This window comes from Xanthomonas sp. LMG 12459, from assembly GCF_009192905.1.
Classification (GTDB): Bacteria; Pseudomonadota; Gammaproteobacteria; order Xanthomonadales; family Xanthomonadaceae; genus Xanthomonas_A; species Xanthomonas_A sontii.
On sequence record NZ_NSGT01000115.1, the window covers coordinates 1 to 18,247 of the forward strand.

The following is an 18,247-nucleotide window of genomic DNA, read 5'->3' on the forward strand; positions in this document are numbered from 1 at the left end:
GGGGTGAGGGTACGGCGCGAAGCGACTCGCGGACTTCAGACGTACGAAGCTGCACCTGCACCTCATCCGCCCATGCCGGCCCCCGGATGCCGGCCCAGCGTGCGATCCCGATCTGCGAACGCTGCCGGGCAGCGCGTTGACACGACGTGTTGTGACTCCACCCGTCGGCACATTGGCATCGCTGCATCCAGCACACTCGCCACCCAACCTGGACGACGCGGCCACCCATCGTCACCACCACGCCGGCCAAAGCGACGACAGCGCCACCATCGCCAGTTGAAACGGCGATTCATCCGCGTTCGGTATAGTCCCGCGCATGATCCTGCGCACGTCTCTCCTGCTGTTCGCCGCCGCGTTGTGCGGCCCTGTTCCCGCCCTCGCCCAGTCCCTGGATGCCCAGCGCCCGGCGATCCGCTCGGCGATCGACGATGCCGAGCAGGGCCGGTTCGATCCGGTCCGCGCGGCCGCGTTCAAGCAGCATCCGCTGTACGGCTGGCTGGAGTACGCCAACCTGCGCCGCAACATCGACAAGGTGTCCGATGCGCAGGCGCAGGACTTCCTCAAGCGCTACGCCGGGCAGCCGGTGGCCGAGAGCTTCCGTGCGCTGTGGCTGCCGGCGCTGGCGCGGCGCGAGGACTGGCCGGCGCTGCTGGCGAACTGGAAACCCACCGAGAACCTCGGCCTGCGCTGCGCCCAGCTCAATGCGCGCCAGGCCACCGGCCGCGCCGACGCGCAGTGGGTGGACGAAGCGCAGGCGCTGTGGCGCAACGCCGGCAAGTCGCTGCCCGACGCCTGCGATCCGGTGTTCGCGGTACTGCAGGCGCGTGGCGGCATGACCGATGCGCTGCGCTGGGCGCGGGTGGAAGCGGCCGCGGACGCACAGCAGCCGGCGGTGATGCGCGCCGCCGCACGCGGCCTGCCCGCGGCCGACCTGGCCCTGGCCAACGACTACGCCGCGTTCCTGGACGCGGTGCATATGCGCGCGCTGAACTGGCCCAAGACCGAGCGCAGCCGCAAGGTGGCGGTGGATGGGCTGGCGAAGCTGGCCAAGACCGATCCGGACGCCGCCGAACGGCAACTGCCGCAGTTCGCCCAGGCGCTGCAGTTCAGCGAGGCGCAGCGCGGCGCGGTGCTGTACCAGATCGCGCTGTGGACGGTGGCCTCATACGGCCCCGATTCGGCGCGCCGGCTCAACGCGGTGCCCGAGTCCGCGTACGACGAACGCCTGCACGAGTGGCGCGCGCGCGAGGCGATGGCGCGCGGCGACTGGCCGGCGGCACTGGCCGCGATCCGCAAGATGCCGCCGGCGCAGCGCAACGATTCGCGCTGGCAGTACTTCGAGGCGCGGCTGGCGGAGAAGACCGGCAATGCCAGCGAGGCGCAGCGGCTGTACCGCGCGGCGGCCAGCTCCGCCACCTTCCATGGCTTCCTGGCCGCCGACCGGCTCAAGCAGCCCTACGCGCTGTGCCCGTGGGAACCGAACGACAGCGCGCAGGCGCAGGCGGCGGTGGCGCGCGATCCGTCGCTGGTCCGCGCGCTGGAGCTGTTCAAGATCGACCGCGCCGGCTGGGCCGTGGCCGAGTGGAACGATGCGCTGAGCCGTTTCGACGACACCCAGCGACGCCTGGCGGTGGAAGTGGCCAGCAACAACGGTTGGTTCGACCGCGCGGTGTTCGGACTCGGCAAGCGCCCGGAGGAGCAGCGCCTGTACACGCTGCGCTTCCCGTTGCACCACGCCGACACCATCCGCCGCGAAGCCGGCAAGAACGCGATCGACCCGGCCTGGGTCGCCGCCGAAATCCGCGCCGAGAGCGTGTTCAACCCCAACGCCCGCTCGCCGGCCAATGCGATGGGCCTGATGCAGGTGGTGCCGGCCACCGGCGCCAGCGTTGCCCGCAACCTCGGCCTGGCCGGCTACGGCGGCGCCGCCAGCCTGTACGACCCGGACACCAACATCGCCATCGGCACCGCCTACCTGCGCCAGTTGCTCAACACCTACGGCCTGCCCTACCTGACCATCGCCGCCTACAACGCCGGCCCCGGCCCGGCCGCACGCTGGCAGAGCCAGCGCCCGGGCCACGATGCCGACTTCTGGATCGAGACGGTCAGCTACAAGGAAACCCGCGAGTACGTGGCGCGCATCCTCGCCTTCAGCGTGATCTACGACTGGCGCCTCAACGGCGACGCCCTGCCGGTCACCGAACGCATGCTCGGCAAGCTGGACGCGCCGCGGAAGAAGTTCGTGTGTACGGCCGCCGATGCGGCGGCCGGGAATCGGGAATAGAGAATGGGGAATCGCAACGGCCCATCGCGCGCAACCGCGCCGAACATTGGGTCAACACGCCAGCGCGACATCAGGCGAAGGGAATCTGCTTTTACCATTCCCGATTCCCGACTCCCCATTCCCGGCTTCCAATGAACATCTACCTCGTCGGCGGCGCCGTCCGCGACGCCCTGCTCGGTCAACCGCCCGGCGACCGCGACTGGGTGGTGGTCGGCGCCAGCGCGCAGCAGATGCTGGAGCTGGGCTACAAGCAGGTCGGGCGCGATTTCCCGGTGTTCCTGCATCCGCGCAATGGCGAGGAATACGCGTTGGCGCGCACCGAGCGCAAGGCCGGGCGCGGCTATCACGGCTTCGTGGTGCAGGCCGACCCGTCGGTGACGCTGGAAGAGGATCTGCAGCGGCGCGACTTCACCATCAACGCCATCGCCCGCGACGAGGCCGATGGGCGTCTGGTCGATCCGTATGGCGGCGCGCGCGATCTCGAGCAGCGGGTGCTGCGCCACGTCGGCCCGGCCTTCGCCGAGGATCCGCTGCGGGTGCTGCGCGCGGCGCGGTTCATGGCGCGGCTGGCGCCGCTGGGATTCGTCGTCGCGCCCGAGACCATGGACCTGATGCGCACGATGGCCGCCGGCGGCGAACTGGAAACGCTGGTGCCCGAACGTGTCTGGCAGGAACTGCGGCGCAGCCTGGCCTCGGCGCAGCCCTCGGCGTTCCTGCGCACGCTGCGCGAGGCCGACGCGCTGCGCTGGGTGCTGCCGGAGCTGGACGCGCTGTACGGGGTGCCGCAACGCGCCGAGTACCACCCCGAGGTCGACACCGGGCGCCACCAGGAGCTGGTCAGCGACATGGCCGCACAGCTGGCGCCGGGCGATGCGCTGATCGGCTTCGCCGCGCTGACCCACGACCTGGGCAAGGCGCTGACACCGCCGGAGGAATGGCCGCGCCACCTGATGCACGAGCAACGCGGCCTGGCGCCGCTGCGCACGCTGAGCGAACGCCTCAAGGTGCCGCAGGAGCACCGGCAACTGGCCGAGATCGCCTGCCGCGAGCATCTGAACGTGCATCGCCTGGCCGAATTGCGCGACCGCACCGTGCACGAACTGCTGCAGCGCTGCGACGGCTTCCGCAAGCCCGAGCGCGTCGCGCAGTTGGCCACGGTGTGCGAGGCCGACAAGCGCGGCCGTCTCGGCAGCGAGGACGCCGATTACCCGCAGGGCCGCACGCTGCAGCATTTGCATGCGGCGGCGCTGGCGGTGAACGCGCGCGACCTGGCGGCGCAGGGCCTGAGCGGCCCGCAGATCGGCGAGGCGCTGGCCAAGGCGCGGATCGCGGCGATCGCCGCGGCGCGGCCGTCGGCAACGCGGTCGGGAGAGCACGCGGGCTAGTGTTCTGCTGCCACCATCAAGGTTCGTGCGCCCGCAGCTCGCGGAATCCCGAATCGATCGCGGACGGGTCGGCGAACTCCACCCGCAGGCCCTTGGCGGCAAGCGCGAGTACCTCAGCGTCATCGACGGCGGTGCCGCTCAAGCGCGCGATCAGCGGACCCAGCACCGCGGTGGCGAACGCGCGGGACAACGCTGCGCGACACGCCAGATCGGAGACATCCGCGGCGATGGCGCTGGCCGCCGCCAGGTGCTTCTCGAAATCTCGCGAGGGCTCGAAGAAGGTGGCGACTAACATGCCGACCCCAGGTTGCCCGACCGCCATCAGGCCATAGGGGGCGAACATGTACATGGCACGCCCATTTTCCTCGGGCAGGCCCATCTCGCTGGCCCCGAACAGATGCGCGATCACGAGCCGACCGCTCTGCCATGGCAGCCGCACGAGGCTTCCTTCCCTGACGTAGGCGCCGTTCTTCCACGCCGCGAAACCGGCACGAAACGCCTTCAGGAGCACGCCGGCGACATGCGGGTTGAACCCGGCAGGTGCGGCCGGATGCCGGGAATTTTCGGCAAATCGCCGGTGCAGCAACATCATTCCCACCGACAGCTTCATCAACCACAGATGCGCTTCATCGTCCGCGACCGCGGACCAGTCCTCCGACAGGCGCTGTTCCAGCCGTCCGAACTGGGCGTTGGCCTGCGGATCGGCAGGCGCCTTGAAATCGCAGAGCCTGGCGAAGCTGCCGGCATCGCCAAGCAACACCCGGCCCGCAGCTTGATGGCGTTGCGCCAGCCAGCGCGGAATCACATGCTCGCCGGCGCCTGACACCGAGATCCCGGTGAAGAGGCAGGCCGCGTCCATCGGCTCGTCGAGATAGCGGCTCGGTTCCATGCATCACCGCCTGCGTTGTCAGCGACCACCACTGTACAACGCGCACGGCAGCACGCGCGCGCAGCCGGAGCGCCGCCGCCTACTCCATCACACCCGCGATCCAGGTATGCCGGACCTGCAACGCATCGTCCAGCAGCACCAGGTCGGCCTGGTAGCCGGGCGCGATGTGGCCGTAGCGGTGGTCCAGGCCCACGCACTGCGCCGGGTACAGCGAGGCCATGCGCGCGGCTTCTTCCAGCGGCACGCCCAGCCACTGCACGCTGTTGCGCACCGCGCTGGCCATGTCCAGCGCCGAGCCGGCCAGGGCGCCGGCGGCGTTGCGCACCACGCCGTCGATGGCGGTGATGGTTTCGCCGTACAGGTCGAACGCGGGGCTGTCGGCGCCGACCATCGGCATCGCATCGGTGACCAGGAACACGGTGCCGCGCGGCTTGGCCGCCAGCGCCACGCGCAGGCTGGCCGGATGCACGTGCACGCCGTCGACGATCACGCCGCACCAGGCGTTGCGGTCTTCCAGCGCGGCGCCGACCACGCCGGGATCGCGTCCCTGCAACGGGGTCATGGCGTTGTACAGATGGGTGAAGCCACAGATGCCGGCGTCCAGCCCGGCACGGGTCTCTTCGTAGCTGGCGGCGGTGTGGCCGGCGAACACGCGCGCACCGGCCGCGGCCAGGCTGCGGATGCTGGCCGCCGGCACGCGTTCCGGTGCCAGGGTGATCAGGGTGACGCCGTTGTCGAGCGAGGTGACCATGGCCAGTTCGTCGGCGTCGGGCACGCGGAACTTGTCGGCGTTGTGGGTGCCCTTGCGCGCCGGCGCCAGGTACGGCCCTTCCAGGTGGATGCCGAGCACGCCCGGCACGCCTTCGGCGATGGCCTGGCGCGTGGCGGCGATCGCAGCGCGCATCACCTCCACGTCGTCGCTGATCAGCGTCGGCAGGTAGCCGGTGGTGCCGTAGCGGCGGTGGCCCTGGCCGATGCGACGCAGCGCCTCGACGTCGGTGCGGTTGTTGAACAGCACGCCGCCGCCGCCGTTGACCTGCAGGTCGATGAAGCCCGGCAGGAGGCTGCCGCCGCCCAGGTCGTGCTGCACCGGCGCTGCCGCCACGCGCGGGTCGGCGTCGTCGAGCAGGGCGAGGATGCGCCCGCCCTCCAGCAGCACGCTGACGCCATCGAGGAACCCGTCCTCGCCGAGTACGCGCGCGTTGCGCAGCGCCACCGTGGTCATCAGACGGTCTCCGTCACTTTGTTCAGATGCGGCGGCAGGTCCGGGTTGTAGCCACGGCGCAGCGCCAGGGCGTTGATCGCGCGGTAGAAGCTCTGGATCGCCAGCAGCGGCGCGCACGCCGGGTGCGGCGCGGCGACCAGCGGCAGGTCGCCGCCGGCGCTGGCCAGCCACACCTGCGCGCCGCGGCCGCGGAACTCCTCGGCCAGGCGCCGGGTGCCCTCGCCGGCTTCGTCCGGCTGGTCGAATGCCAGCACCGGGAAACCCGGGCCGACCAGGGCCATCGGCCCGTGCTTCACTTCCGCCGAGCTGTAGGCCTCGGCGTGCAGGCCGCAGGTCTCCTTGAACTTCAGCGCCGCTTCCTGCGCCGCCGCCAGGCCCAGGCCGCGGTCGAGCACGAACAGGTTGTGCGCCTCGACCAGGCCGTCGGTGAGCGAGCGCCAGTCGGCCTGCCAGGCCGCACGCAGCGCCTGCGGCAATTCCTGCAATGCGCCCAGCAGCGCCGGGTCGTTCTTCCAGTGCGCGCCGAGCTGCAGGATCGCCGCCAGCGAGGCCAGGTAGCTCTTGGTCGCGGCCACGCTCTTCTCCGGGCCGGCGCCGAGCGGAATCACCGTGTCGGCCAGCTGCGCCAGCGGCGAATCCTCGACGTTGACCAGGGCCACCACGCGCGCGCCGGCGTCCTTGGCGGCCTGCGCGTTGCGCAGCAGGTCCGGGCTCTTGCCCGACTGCGAGATCACCAGGTACAGCGCCCCGCGCAACTGCAGCGGCGCTTCGTACACCGAGCCCACCGACGGCGAGGCCGAGGCGGTGACCACGCCGAGCTGGGTCTCGAACAGGTACTTGGCGTAGGTGGCGGCGTGGTCGGAACTACCGCGCGCACAGGTCACCACGAACGGCGGCGGCGCGGCGCGCAACGACGCGGCGAGCGCGCTCACGGTGGCGTGGTTGCGTTCGAACTGCGCGGCGACGACCGCGGCGGCTTCCGCGGCTTCGCGGAACATCAGGGTTTCGGTTTCGGAGGGCAGCGCCATGGGCAGGGTCACGTGGGGTCTGGGGAGGAGGAACGGCGGGAATGCGGCTGCATGGGCGCGGTCGAGCCGCGCACCACCAGTTGCGGCACGAAGCCCTGGTTGTGCACCGGCGCCGGATGGTCTTCGTAGGCATCGCTGCGCAGCTGGCTGATCAGCAGCCGCGCGGCGTGGCGGGCGATGTCTTCGGTGGCCTGCTTGGCGGTGGTCAGCGGCGGCCACGACTGGCGCGAGAACGGGCTGTCCTCGAAGCCGGCGATGGACAGGTCGTAGGGCACGTTCATGCCCGCGGACTTGGCCGCGGCCAGCACGCCGGCGGCGATCTCGTCGTTGGAGCCGAAGATCGCGGTCGGCGGCTCGCGCAGCGCCAGCAGACGGCGGGCGCCGCGGAAGCCGTCGTCGAAGGTGTAGTCGCCGGGGATCACCAGGTGCTTGTCCAGGGTGATGCCGTAGTCCTTCAGCGCCGCCTCGTAACCAGCATAGCGCTCGCCGCTGGAGCGATGCGAGGTGCCGCCCCACAGGAAGCCGATGCGCTGGTGGCCGAGCTGGATCAGGTGCTCGGTGATCTCGTAGGCGGCATCGCGGTCGTCGACGTAGACGCACGGGCCATCCTGTGGATCCTCGGTGGCGGCGATGATGCGCACGGTCTTGATCCCGCGCGCGGCCAGCGCCGCGACCAGGTCGGCACGCTCGGACATCGGCGCGGTCAGCACCAGCCCGGCCAGGCGCGAGCGCTGGGTCCACTCGGCCAGTTCCTCGGCGAGCATCGGCGCGGTGGAATCGCAGGGGTGGATCTGCAGGCCGAAGCCGGTCTCGCGGCAGGCGGCGAGCACGCCGTTCTGCACGCCGATGATGTGGTACGGGTTGGGGTTGTCGTACACCAGCCCGATCACGAACGGGGTGCCGCTGCGCAGGTTGCGCGCCGACGGATCCGGCTCGTAGTCGAGTTCGGCGATGGCGTGCAGCACGCGCGAGCGCGTGGCCTGCATCACCGACGGTTCGTTGTTGATGACCCGCGAAACGGTCTTCAGCGACACCCGCGCCCGTTCGGCGACGTCTTTGATGGTGGGTCTGCGCATTGGATAGGTTTGCCGAGTTGGAGAAAAGCGCGTCAGCTCACCGCGCGCCCTGGCCGACGCGGTGACCGCGCAGCGCGAAGAACAGGATGTACAGGTAGCAGGCGATCATCAGGCCGGCGAAGACCACCTGGAAATCGAAGGACTCCTTCAGATGGGCGAACAGCTGCGGCACCGCGGCGCCGCCCACGATGCCCATGATCAACAGCGCTGCGCCCTTTTCGGTGAACTTGCCCAGCCCCTTGATGGCCAGCGGGAAGATGGCCGGCCACATGATGGCGTTGGCGAACCCGAGCGCCGCCACGAACGCCACCGAGACATAGCCCCCGGTCACCATCGCGCACAGCGAAAACACGATGCCGAGGCAGGCCGAAATGGACAGGTACTTTTCCTGGGAGATGTACTTCGGGATCAGCACCAGGCCGAGCAGGTAGCCGGCCAGCATGCAGGCCAGGGTGCCGATGGTGAAATATTTCGCGTAGTCGAGCGAGAGACCGAGGCTGTTGCCGTAGATGCCGATCGCATCGCCGGCCATCACCTCGGCGCCGACGTACACGAAGATGCACAACGCGCCCAGCCACACGTGCGGAAACGCGAAGATGCTGTCGCGGCTGCGCTCGTCGGAGGCCGACGCGTTCGCCGTCTCGGGGCTGATCTCGGGCAAGGGCGAAAACAGGATGGCGACGGAAAGCACGGCCAGGATGCCGGCGATCGCCATGTAAGGGCCGTGGATGCGGCCAGCGAACTCCTGCAACAGCAGCTCCTTCTGCGCCGGCAGCACCTGTTCGATCTGCGTCGAAAAGTCCTCCATGCCGTGCAGGACCACCTTCGCCAGTCCATAGGTGGCCAGCGCGCCCGCCACCTTGTTGCAGATGCCCATCAGCGCGATACGGCGCGCCGCGCCGTCGATCGGCCCGAGAATGCTGATGTACGGATTGACCGCGGTCTGCAGCAAGGCCAGGCCGCCGCCGATGATGAAGATGCCGCTCACCGCGCCCGCGTAGGAACGGGCATTGGTGAACTGGCCGAAGATCGCGGCGCCGATCGCCATGATCAGCAGGCTCAGCGCCAGGCCCTTCTTCATCCCGGTCAGCTTCAGGATGAGCGAAGAAGGCAATGCCAGGCAGAAGTAGGAAATGTAGAACGCACTCGGGATGAGAAACGCGAAGGTGTCGCTGACATTGAAGGCGACCTTGGCGAACAGGATCAACGGCCCGTTGATCCAGGTAAAGAAGCCCATGATGAAGAACAACAGGCCGACGATGGCGATGGAAGCGTAGGGACTGGCGGGCCGTGCGGTGGTCATGGGCGGCGTGCTCCGGGAGGGCGCGGGGATCGGCGGTCAGCGTCGCAGTTCGGCGACGAAGTCGTAGTAGTCGTTGTGGCAATAGGTGTCGGTCAGTTCGATCGCGCTGCCGTCGCGGGTGTAGCCGACCCGCACCACGTGCAGGATCGCCTCGCCTTCCTTCATGCCGAGATGGCCGGCCAGCCGCGCCGGCAGGTTGATGGCGCGGAAGTATTGCAGCGCCCGCACCACCGGGGTGCCGCGCTCGTCCAGGTAGCTGTAGAGCGAATCGGCAATCGCGTGCGGATCGGGCACCACGTGCTGCGGCAGCACCGCCTTCTCGTACGCCATCACCCGGCCGTCGGCGCTGCGCAGGCGGGTCAGCGCCGCGACGACGGTGTCCGGGGACAGGCCAAGGCGCAGGATCTCCTCGCCATGCGCCGGGCGCGTGCGCCGCTCCAGCCAGCGCGTGCCCGGCTCCAGGCCCTTCATGCGCAGGGTTTCGCTGAAGCTGGCCAGGCCGCTGAGCTGGTGCTGGATGTGCGAGGTGACGAAAGTGCCGGCGCCCTGCCGGCGCGACACCAGGCCTTGTTCGACCAGCGCATCCACGGCCTGACGCAGCGTGACCCGCGACACCTGCAGGTACTCGCACAGCTGCCGTTCGGCCGGCAACGCCTCGCCCGGCTTCCACTGCCCGCCCTTGATCGCCTCCACCAGCTTGCTGGCCAGTTGCAGGTACAGCGGCGTCGGCGCGTCCGGGTCCACGGCCAGCGCATGCAGGCGTGGATCGGCCTGCGGCTTGGGCTTGGTCATGGCGCGCTCTCCAGTCCGCATGGATTCATTATGTCCAATATAGTACCAATCGGCGGGTCGTGCACGTCGCGCCACAGCACGCGGCGCAGGCCCAGATCGACAGCGCTGCCCGACCACGGCAACAGCGCAGTGGCGCGTCACCCCGAAATTCGCGGCGGCGAGTCGCCCAAGCCCCCTGGCCTCGGGCCACGCCCTGCGCACAGCGAGCGGCCGATTCCCGCCAGCGCTGGCGCCCATGTCCAGGTAGCGGTCATGACCGATGCCGATGGATCATGTGTAGGTATCCGCCCTTCGACAAGCTTGGGTGCACCGCCGCAAACCGCATCGTTGTCACCGGCGGGCACGAATTTGTCTACAAGCCACAAGACCAATCGCGGCGATGCCTGGCAGAGGTCTGAACCACCACCCCCTGCGACAGCCCGGATCGCGGCAAATCCCGGGAAATCGGCCCAAGTCATCGACGTGAAGGCCGGTATGCGACCCGACACGCCGCAGCGCGATCCCGGACACGACAGGTCGGTTTTGCCCCGCCACCGGGGCCACCCCGCCGCGGCATCGCGTTGACATCGTTGTCACCGGATCGTAAAGGTTCTGCACGCTTCGCAACGAATTCGGCACAAACACGGCGTCCGCGGACCCAGGGGAATCGGCATCGGTCCGCGCCGCCAGGCAGCACGCAACTCTGTCCCGCACCGTCGGCCACGCCGACGTTGCCCATCCATGAATGATGAGGAGAGACATCATGCGTCACCGCCCGTCCGTCCTGTCGGCCGCCATCGCCGCCAGCGTCCTCGCCTTCGCCGCGCAGGCGCAGCAGGCCGATTCCGCCGCCACCGATCTGGACGCGGTCCAGGTGGTCGGCATCCGCGCCAGCCTGGAGAAGTCGCTGGACACCAAGCGCAACAACGTCACCGTGTCCGAGGCGATCACCGCCGAGGACATCGGCAAGTTCCCCAGCACCAACGTCGCCGAGGCGTTCGCGCAGATTCCCGGCGTCACCATCGACCGCCGCTTCGGCCAGGGCGAGCGAGTCAGCATCGACGGCACCGATCCCAGCCTCAACCTGTCGTTCCTGGACGGCCACCCGGTGGCGCAGGCGATCTGGCTGTACGGCGAGCAGCCCAACCGCGGCTTCGACTACACCCTGCTGTCGCCGCAGATCCTGGGCCGCGCGGAGATCGTCAAGTCCACCGAGGCGCGGCTGACCGAAGGCAGCCTCGGCGGCACCGTGCTGATGCATACCCGCCAGCCGCTGGACCTGAAGGCCAACGAGATCGCCGGCTCGGTCGGCTACAGCTACAGCCAGCAGGCCAGCGAGGGCAAGCCGAACGCCTCGCTGCTGTACAGCTGGAAGAATCCGCAGGAGACCTTCGGCGTCGCGGTGTCCGCGCAGCACTACGAGGAACGCGTGGACCGCCAGGGCCTGGAGGTGTTCGGCTACGCCAAGGCCGGCAGCTTCGCCAACGCCGCCGGCGTGCCGGCCGATGCCGACGTGCCCAACTCGATCAACGCCGCCTGGTTCCAGCAGGACCGCAAGCGCGACAGCGCGGTGCTCAACCTGCAGCTCAAGCCCAACGAGGCGCTGGAATTCAACCTCAGCGGCCTGTACATCAAGGAAGACTTCGACAACTACAACCAGTCGATGTACAGCTTCCTCACCTGGAACCCGGGCACCGTGGCCGCGGTCGACGCGTTGGGCGACGTGCGCAACGGCGTGGTCAACAGCGGCCATTCCGGCGCCAACGCCAATGCGGGCGGCGGCACGGTGATCTACGACAACAACGTGCGCCAGTCGCAGGTGACCACCAAGGGCCTGGACCTGCGCGGCGCCTACCGCGGCGAACGCTGGACCCTGCGCGGCCAGGTCGGCCAGAGCAAGTCCGACAACGACCACCTGGCGCAGTACTTCATCGAGCCGTTCTACAACGGCGGCTTCCGCTGGGATCTGGACCGCGGCATCCGCTTCGACGATCCCACCGCCGCGCGCAACCCGGCCAACTGGGGCTCGGCCGGCGGCTGGATCGGCAACAACGGCGTGTTTTCCACCCAGAGCAAGGACCGCTACGGCCAGCTCGATCTGGACCTGCAGTTCGACGGCGTGTTCAACCAGTTGCTGGTCGGCGTGCGCCAGGGCAAGCACGACGAGGACTTCGCGCTCAACGTGTACGGCGGCGTCACCCCGGCCACCCTGGCCGACATCGGCACCATCGGCCTGACCGACATCCGCGGGTTCTATCCCGACCACGGCCAGCACGTGCAGGCCGGGCGCGGCAACGTGATCGACTGGATCCGCAACAGCCCGGTCGACTACGCCAATCCGGACCCGTCCAGCTACCTCAACAACACCTGGGCGCTGCAGCAGACCAACAACGCCGGCTACGTGCAGCTGAACTTCTCCAACGCCGGCCTGCGCGGCAACCTGGGCCTGCGCTACGTGCGCTCCAAGACCGAAGGCAGCGGCTTCGTCTACAGCGGCACACCGACCCTGCAGGATCTGGACAGCAAGTGGCAGACCCGCACGCAGACCGAACACTTCCTGCTGCCGTCGCTGAACCTGGCCTACGACACCGACAACGACTGGGTGTTCCGCTTCGGCGCCGGCAAGGTGATCGCCTGGGCGCCGTACAACCAGATGGTCAACAACACCTTCCTCAACGACACCACGCTCACCGGCAGCGGCGGCAATGCCGCGCTGTCGCCCTACGAATCGTGGAACTTCAACCTCTCGGCCGAGTACTACTTCGCGCCGCAGTCGGTGGTGGCGTGGTCCCTCTTCTACAAGAAGATCGACAACTACATCGACACCTCGGCCACCATCGAGCGCCAGTACAACGCGATCCGCGACACCTCGCCGCAGACCTGGGCGCAGATGCTCGGCAGCAACGGCTGCACCGCCGACGGCTACTGCGACTACAGCATCCAGCGCCCGCGCAACGCCGGCACCGGCAAGGTCAAGGGCTTCACCCTGGCCTACCAGCAGCCGTTCGGCGACAGCGGCTTCGGCCTGTCGGCCAACTACACCTATGCCAGCGGCGAGAACAACAGCGGCAACCCGCTGCCCTACCAGTCGCGCAATAGCGTCGCCTTCAGCCCCTACTACGAGAAGGGACCGTGGAACGCGCGGATCAGCCTGAACTGGCGCGACAGCTACCTGGCCGGCGGCTACGTCGCCGGCGCCGCGCCGGCCAGCGTCGACGCCTACACCGACCTGGGCGCGAGCGTGGGCTATGCGTTCAACGCGCAATGGTCGCTGCAACTGGACGCACAGAACCTGCTGGACGAGGAATACCTGCAATACCTGGGCGACAAGGACCACCCGGTCGGGCGCTACCACAACGGCCGCCGTTACATGGCGACGCTGCACTTCAAGTTCTGAGCGTGAGGCTTCACCTGCGCTGCGGCATCATCGCCGCGGCGCAGGTGCGCGCAGACCAGTGGACGCAGCGCCGGCGCGCGACCGCCGGCGCATGCACGGGCACGCTTCAGCGCGGGAACTGCACGTGCCCGTCGGCGAAGTACACGCCCTTGTCGCCCTGGCTGGGCAACGCGCCGAGCGTATCGGTGACCACCTGGCCGCGGATGTCGGTGAGGCGGATCTCCAGCAGTTGCGCGCCCATCTGCTCGCCGACGAAATGGTTGTACGCGGTCTTCGGCAGGCTGACCCAGTCGCCGTTCTTCCTGTATTCGAACTTCATCACCGGATAGCGGTGGTTGCGCACCTGGATCGCCGCCCAGTATTGCGAGCTGCCCTCCTTGATCCGGTACACCACGTTGCCGGTGACCGGTGCGGCCACCACCTGCCAGCGGATCGGGATGCGCCCGGCGCTGGTGTCGCCGATCGCGGCGAAGGCATTGGGCGACAGGTCCAGCCCGCAGTCGGCGCCTTCCGGATACAGGTCGGTGACGTACACGGTGACCGTGCCGCGCGGTCCCTGCACCTGCAGGTAGGCACCGGCCAGCGCCGCCTGGATTCCGCCGTCATTGAGCTGTGTCGGGTTCAGCGCGGCGATCGTGGCGGTCGGATCGATGGGATCCAGCAGCAGCGCGCCGCCGGAATAGCCGGAACTGGTGTAGGTGGCGGTGCCGCTGCAGACATCGTTCCAGGCGGCGTTGGCGGGTGCGACGGCACTGATGGCCAGGCACAGCGCGGCGAACAGGCCGGCGCCGCGCGCGGCACGGGGGGAGTAGCGTGCTTGCATGCGTGTTCTCCTGCACAGGCGCGCGGAGTCGCCGCGCGGCGACCGGGCGGGGTGCCCGGCGCCGGCACTCTAGGACGCGGTACGCGTGCCGCGCCTTGCGCGCGGCCTGGGATTCCACAACTTGGCCGACGCCGTAGACCGCGCCGTCACGTCGCTCAACGGCGGCTGCCGCGCTCCAGCCGCCACAGCAGATCGCGCCACGGCGTGGCCGCGGTGGCCATGCCGGCCGCCACGCCCAGGGCGTCGGCCAGGGCATCCAGCGGATCGGCCGAGCGCGTGGTAGTCCAGGCGCCCTGCGCGAATTCGATGCCCACGCCCAGCGCCAGCAGACCCAGCGCGGCCCAGGTCCAGGCGCGTGGACCGGCATAGACCTGAACCGCCGCGGCGGCCAGCACCAGGTAGGCGGTGAAATGCTCGACCTTGTCGGTGTCGGGCAGGTCCGACAACTGCGGCGGGTGCGGCATCAGGCACACGTAGATCAGCACCGCGATGCCCAGCCACCACAGCCACAGCCACAGCCAGGGCCAGCGGAAGTCGCGCACTGCGGCCATCACAGCCGCCAGGTCAGGTCGCCGGACAGGAACGCCGGCGCCAGCGACACGTCGCGCTCGAAGCCCATCACCTGGAAACGCTCGCCCATCTCGCTGGGCAGGGTCAGCTGTTTCACCTGCTGACGCAGGCGCAGTTGCGCGGCTGCGTCGCTGCGCGCCTCGGCCTCGGCCAGCAGCGCGTCCAGGCCGTTGCCGAGCAGGAAGCTGGCCTGATTGCAGTAACCGGCCAGGTCGAAGCCCGCCCCGGTGCCGGCCTCGGCCAGCGCGGTGAAGTCCACCGACGCGGTCAGGTCCTGCAGGCCCGGCCAGCGGTACGGATCGGCATGCGTGCGATGCCGGTAGAACGCGCGCAAGGTGCCGTCGTCGCGCTCGGGCAGATAGAACTCGCGTCGCGGATAGCCGTAGTCCACGAACAGCATCGCGCCGCTGCGCAGGCCGCCGGCCACCGCCTGGATCCAGTACGGCAACTGCGGCAGCAGTTCGGAGCGGTAGCCGTCGGCGAACGGCGCCTGCAGATAGCGTTCGATGTGCCGCACCGCGGCCGCCAGCAGCGGATCGGCCGGCTGTTCGCCGCGGCGGAAGCGGCCCTCGCCATCCAGCGTCACGGTCTCCTCGAACACCTCGCCATCGCGCAGCGCGAAGCGCGGCGTCGGCAGGGCGTCGATCACCTCGTTGGCGAACAGCACGCCGTTCCAGTCGTCGTCGAACGGCCGGTCCAGCCATTCCACCAAGTCGAACACCGGCGGGATCAACGTGCGCGCCAGGCGCTCGCGCTGGCGTTCGCGCAGGTCGGCGCTGGGTTCCAGGATCGCATAGCGCTCTGGCAGCGCATCCAGCGCCAGCAGGCGCTTGAGCATGACCTCGGCGAACGCGCCACTGCCGCCGCCCACTTCCAGCATCCGCGCCTGCGGCCCGAGTTGCTGCAGCACCGGCGCCAGCGCATTGGACACGGTGGCGGCGAACAGCGGCCCCAGTTCCGGCGCGGTGACGAAATCGCCCTCTTCGCCGAACTTGCTGCTGCCGGCGCTGTAGTAGCCCAGGCCGGGCGCGTACAGCGCCAACTCCATGAAGCGCGAGAACGGAATGGCCCCGCCGGCGGCGGCGATCTCGGCGCGCATGTGCGCGGCCAGGCGCTCGCTGTGGGCCAGCGCGGTGGCATCGGGCAAAGGAAGGTCGGTGGGCATGCGGCGCCGGATTGCGTGGACAATGCACAGCATAGCCGAGCATGGAACCCGTACATGACCCAGACCAAAGTCGCTCTGATCACCGGCAGCGCGCGGCGCATCGGCGCCGGCATCGCCCGGCGCCTGCACGCGGCCGGCTATAACGTGGCCTTGCATGCGCACACCTCGCAGGCCGAGCTGCGCGCGCTGGCGCAGGAGCTGGACGCCATGCGCGCCGGCAGCACGCTGACCCTGCAAGCCGACCTGCGCGACACCGCGCAGCTACCCGACCTGGTGGCGCAGTGCGTGGCGCGCTTCGGCCGCCTCGACGCACTGGTCAACAACGCCTCCAACTTCTATCCCACGCCGTTGCACGAGGCCACACCAGCGCAATGGGACGACCTGTTCGCGGTCAACGCGCGTGCGCCGCTGTTCCTGGCGCAGGCCGCGGCCACGCAGTTGCGTCAGCACGGCGGCGCGATCGTCAATCTCACCGACCTGCACGCCGAACAGCCGCTGCGCGCGCATCCGCTGTACAGCGCGGCCAAGGCCGCCCTGGCGATGCTGACCCGCTCGCTGGCGCTGGAACTGGCGCCGCAGGTCCGCGTCAACGCCATCGCCCCCGGCGCGATCCTGTGGCCCGACGCCGGCAAGGACGCCGCCGCGCAGCAGGCCCTGCTGGCACGCACGCCGCTGGCACGCACCGGCCAGGTCGAGGAAATCGCCGACACCGTGCGCTGGCTACTCGACGACGCCAGCTTCGTCACCGGGCAGACCGTGCGGGTGGATGGTGGGCGCGGGCTGACTTGAAGGCTGGGAACCGGGAATAGGGAATGGGGAATCGGCAAGCGCGACCTCTTTCCCGCCATTGCTGAGCGCTACGCCAGGCCGCGCCATGACAGCGCGACGATCGGCCCGGTACCCAGCTCTACCGATTCCCCAATCCCGATTCCCCATTCCCGGCTTCATCAACCAACTCGACCACCTCGAACACCTTCCCGTGCTCCGCATGCGCCTGCCATAGCGCGCCCAGGGTTTGGCCACTGACCGGATCGACGAAGTCGGCGGCGATGTCGGCCAGCGGCTTGAGTACGAAGGCGTGGCGCAGCTCGGGCCGCGGGATGCGCAGGTGGCCGGGGCCTTCGACGATGCGGTCGCCGTAGAACACCACGTCGATGTCCAGGGTGCGGTCGCTGAAGCGCGGGCCGCTGCGGTCGCGGCCATGCGCGTCCTCCAGCGCGTGCAGCCAGTCGTCCAGCGGCGCCAGCTCCCAGTCGGTCTGCAGCGCCACCGCGTTGTTCAGGAAGGCCGGGCCGTCGAAACCGACCGCCGCGGTGCGATAGGTCGGCGACACCGCGACCGCACCGAACTGCCGGCGCAGCGCCGCGATCGCCGCGGCCAGGTGGTGATGCGGGCGCAGGTTGCTGCCCAGGCTCAGAAGCACGGTGGTCATGCGCTATTCGCGCATGCCGCGACCGCGAGCGTCAACGGCTAGCCAAGCCCGAGCCGCCCCCATAGAATCGGGACGTACCCGGTTTTCGGCAGCGCCATGACATATTGCGTCGGCATCGAAGTGGACGAAGGCCTGGTCTTCGCCGCTGACACCCGCACCAACGCCTCGCTGGACGACGTCCGCGTCCACCGCAAGCTGCATGTGTTCGAGTATCCGGGCCAGGCGGTGTTCGCGCTGATGTCGGCCGGCAACCTGGCGACCACGCAGTTGACCCTTTCGCGCTTGCAGCGCGACGCCGACGATCCGGACGCGCCGCGCAGCCTGCGCACCTTCCGGCACCTGTTCGAGGTCGCCGAATACGTCGGCGACGTGCTGGCCTCCAGCCAGGTCAAGCTGTCCGAGCAATCGCAGCACAGCGGCATCAACGTGCAGTCGACGCTGATCCTGGGCGGGCAGATCGCCGGCGAACGACCCGGGCTGTACATGATCTATCCGCTCGGCAACGCCATCGCCACCTCGCCGGAAACGCCATACCTGCAGATCGGCGAATCCAAGTACGGCAAGCCGATCCTGGACCGCATCATCCGCTCGGAGATGCAACTGGAAGACGCCGCACGCACCGCCCTGGTGTCGCTGGACTCGACCATCCGTTCCAACCTGTCGGTGGGCATGCCGATCGATGTGGCGCTGATCCGCCGCAACGACCTGCGGGTGACCGAGCGCATGCGCCTGGAAGCCGACACCCCGCTGTACGCCGAGATCCACGACACCTGGTCGCGCAAGCTGGAGAACGCCGTGCGCACCCTGCCGCGCTTCCCCTGGGAACCGGCCCTGTCCGCCGACCACGACACCGAATCGCGCGACGCCCTGCCGCCCCTGCCCCCGCGCCGCTCCCCCGC

General features: G+C 69.3%; 14 protein-coding genes and 1 pseudogene. 5 read left to right on the top strand and 10 right to left on the bottom strand.

Annotation, left to right across the window (positions count from 1 at the left end; all coding sequences use genetic code 11):
• Window positions 1-316 precede the first annotated feature (316 nt).
• The gene (locus CEK65_RS20135) at window positions 317-2,284 is read left to right on the top strand and encodes a transglycosylase SLT domain-containing protein (RefSeq protein ID WP_152182785.1); all 1,968 of its coding nucleotides are present in this window, start codon (window positions 317-319) and stop codon (window positions 2,282-2,284) included.
• 131 nt (window positions 2,285-2,415) lie between these two features.
• Window positions 2,416-3,669, top strand: a complete 1,254-nt coding sequence (locus tag CEK65_RS20140) for a multifunctional CCA addition/repair protein (RefSeq protein WP_152182786.1) — start codon at window positions 2,416-2,418, stop codon at window positions 3,667-3,669.
• Window positions 3,670-3,685: 16 nt separating this feature from the next.
• Here CEK65_RS20140 and CEK65_RS20145 read toward each other — a convergent pair whose 3' ends face one another.
• The 6 genes from CEK65_RS20145 to CEK65_RS20170 all read right to left on the bottom strand — a co-directional run bounded on the left by CEK65_RS20145 (window position 3,686) and on the right by CEK65_RS20170 (window position 9,982).
• The gene (locus tag CEK65_RS20145) at window positions 3,686-4,558 is read right to left on the bottom strand and encodes a hypothetical protein (RefSeq protein WP_017916219.1); all 873 of its coding nucleotides are present in this window, start codon (window positions 4,556-4,558) and stop codon (window positions 3,686-3,688) included.
• A gap of 79 nt (window positions 4,559-4,637) precedes the next feature.
• Window positions 4,638-5,783: an N-acetylglucosamine-6-phosphate deacetylase gene (gene nagA / locus CEK65_RS20150; RefSeq protein WP_152182787.1), complete on the bottom strand. Its 1,146-nt coding sequence runs from the start codon at window positions 5,781-5,783 to the stop codon at window positions 4,638-4,640.
• On the bottom strand, window positions 5,783-6,811 hold the full coding sequence (locus CEK65_RS20155; RefSeq protein WP_043095531.1) for an SIS domain-containing protein: 1,029 nt from the start codon (window positions 6,809-6,811) through the stop codon (window positions 5,783-5,785). The genes nagA and CEK65_RS20155 overlap by 1 nt, the downstream gene beginning before the upstream one ends.
• 8 nt (window positions 6,812-6,819) lie before the next feature.
• Window positions 6,820-7,887 carry a LacI family DNA-binding transcriptional regulator gene (locus CEK65_RS20160; protein WP_010343153.1) on the bottom strand — a complete coding sequence of 356 codons (1,068 nt, stop codon included), beginning with the start codon at window positions 7,885-7,887 and terminating at the stop codon, window positions 6,820-6,822.
• Between the two features lie 37 nt (window positions 7,888-7,924).
• On the bottom strand, window positions 7,925-9,190 hold the full coding sequence (locus CEK65_RS20165; RefSeq protein ID WP_152182788.1) for a sugar MFS transporter: 1,266 nt from the start codon (window positions 9,188-9,190) through the stop codon (window positions 7,925-7,927).
• A gap of 36 nt (window positions 9,191-9,226) precedes the next feature.
• Window positions 9,227-9,982, bottom strand: a complete 756-nt coding sequence (locus tag CEK65_RS20170; protein ID WP_010343151.1) for a GntR family transcriptional regulator — start codon at window positions 9,980-9,982, stop codon at window positions 9,227-9,229.
• Between the two features lie 742 nt (window positions 9,983-10,724).
• Here CEK65_RS20170 and CEK65_RS20175 point away from each other — a divergent pair.
• Window positions 10,725-13,358: a TonB-dependent receptor gene (locus tag CEK65_RS20175; protein WP_152182789.1), complete on the top strand. Its 2,634-nt coding sequence runs from the start codon at window positions 10,725-10,727 to the stop codon at window positions 13,356-13,358.
• 106 nt (window positions 13,359-13,464) lie between these two features.
• On the opposite strand, the pseudogene CEK65_RS20180 reads toward CEK65_RS20175, so the two are convergent.
• From CEK65_RS20180 to CEK65_RS20190, 3 genes and pseudogenes are all read right to left on the bottom strand, one after another.
• Window positions 13,465-14,070 (bottom strand): annotated as a pseudogene (locus CEK65_RS20180) (expansin EXLX1 family cellulose-binding protein); the annotation flags it as partial.
• A 266-nt stretch (window positions 14,071-14,336) separates the two neighbouring features.
• Entirely contained in the window at window positions 14,337-14,732 is a 396-nt protein-coding gene (locus CEK65_RS20185) for a VanZ family protein (RefSeq protein ID WP_152182791.1), read from the bottom strand.
• Entirely contained in the window at window positions 14,732-15,916 is a 1,185-nt protein-coding gene (locus CEK65_RS20190) for an SAM-dependent methyltransferase (RefSeq protein ID WP_152182792.1), read from the bottom strand. The genes CEK65_RS20185 and CEK65_RS20190 overlap by 1 nt, the downstream gene beginning before the upstream one ends.
• Before the next feature lie 54 nt (window positions 15,917-15,970).
• On the opposite strand from CEK65_RS20190, the gene CEK65_RS20195 reads away from it, so the two are divergent.
• On the top strand, window positions 15,971-16,705 hold the full coding sequence (locus CEK65_RS20195; RefSeq protein WP_152182793.1) for a pteridine reductase: 735 nt from the start codon (window positions 15,971-15,973) through the stop codon (window positions 16,703-16,705).
• Between the two features lie 118 nt (window positions 16,706-16,823).
• Here the strand turns inward: CEK65_RS20195 and folK are convergent, their stop codons facing one another.
• Complete coding sequence (gene folK / locus CEK65_RS20200) at window positions 16,824-17,348, bottom strand: 2-amino-4-hydroxy-6-hydroxymethyldihydropteridine diphosphokinase (RefSeq protein ID WP_152182794.1); 525 nt, start codon at window positions 17,346-17,348, stop codon at window positions 16,824-16,826.
• Between the two features lie 96 nt (window positions 17,349-17,444).
• Between folK and CEK65_RS20205 the strand changes: the two genes are divergently transcribed.
• A partial coding sequence (locus tag CEK65_RS20205; RefSeq protein ID WP_152182795.1) for a 20S proteasome subunit A/B occupies window positions 17,445-18,247 on the top strand: 803 nt, incomplete at its 3' end.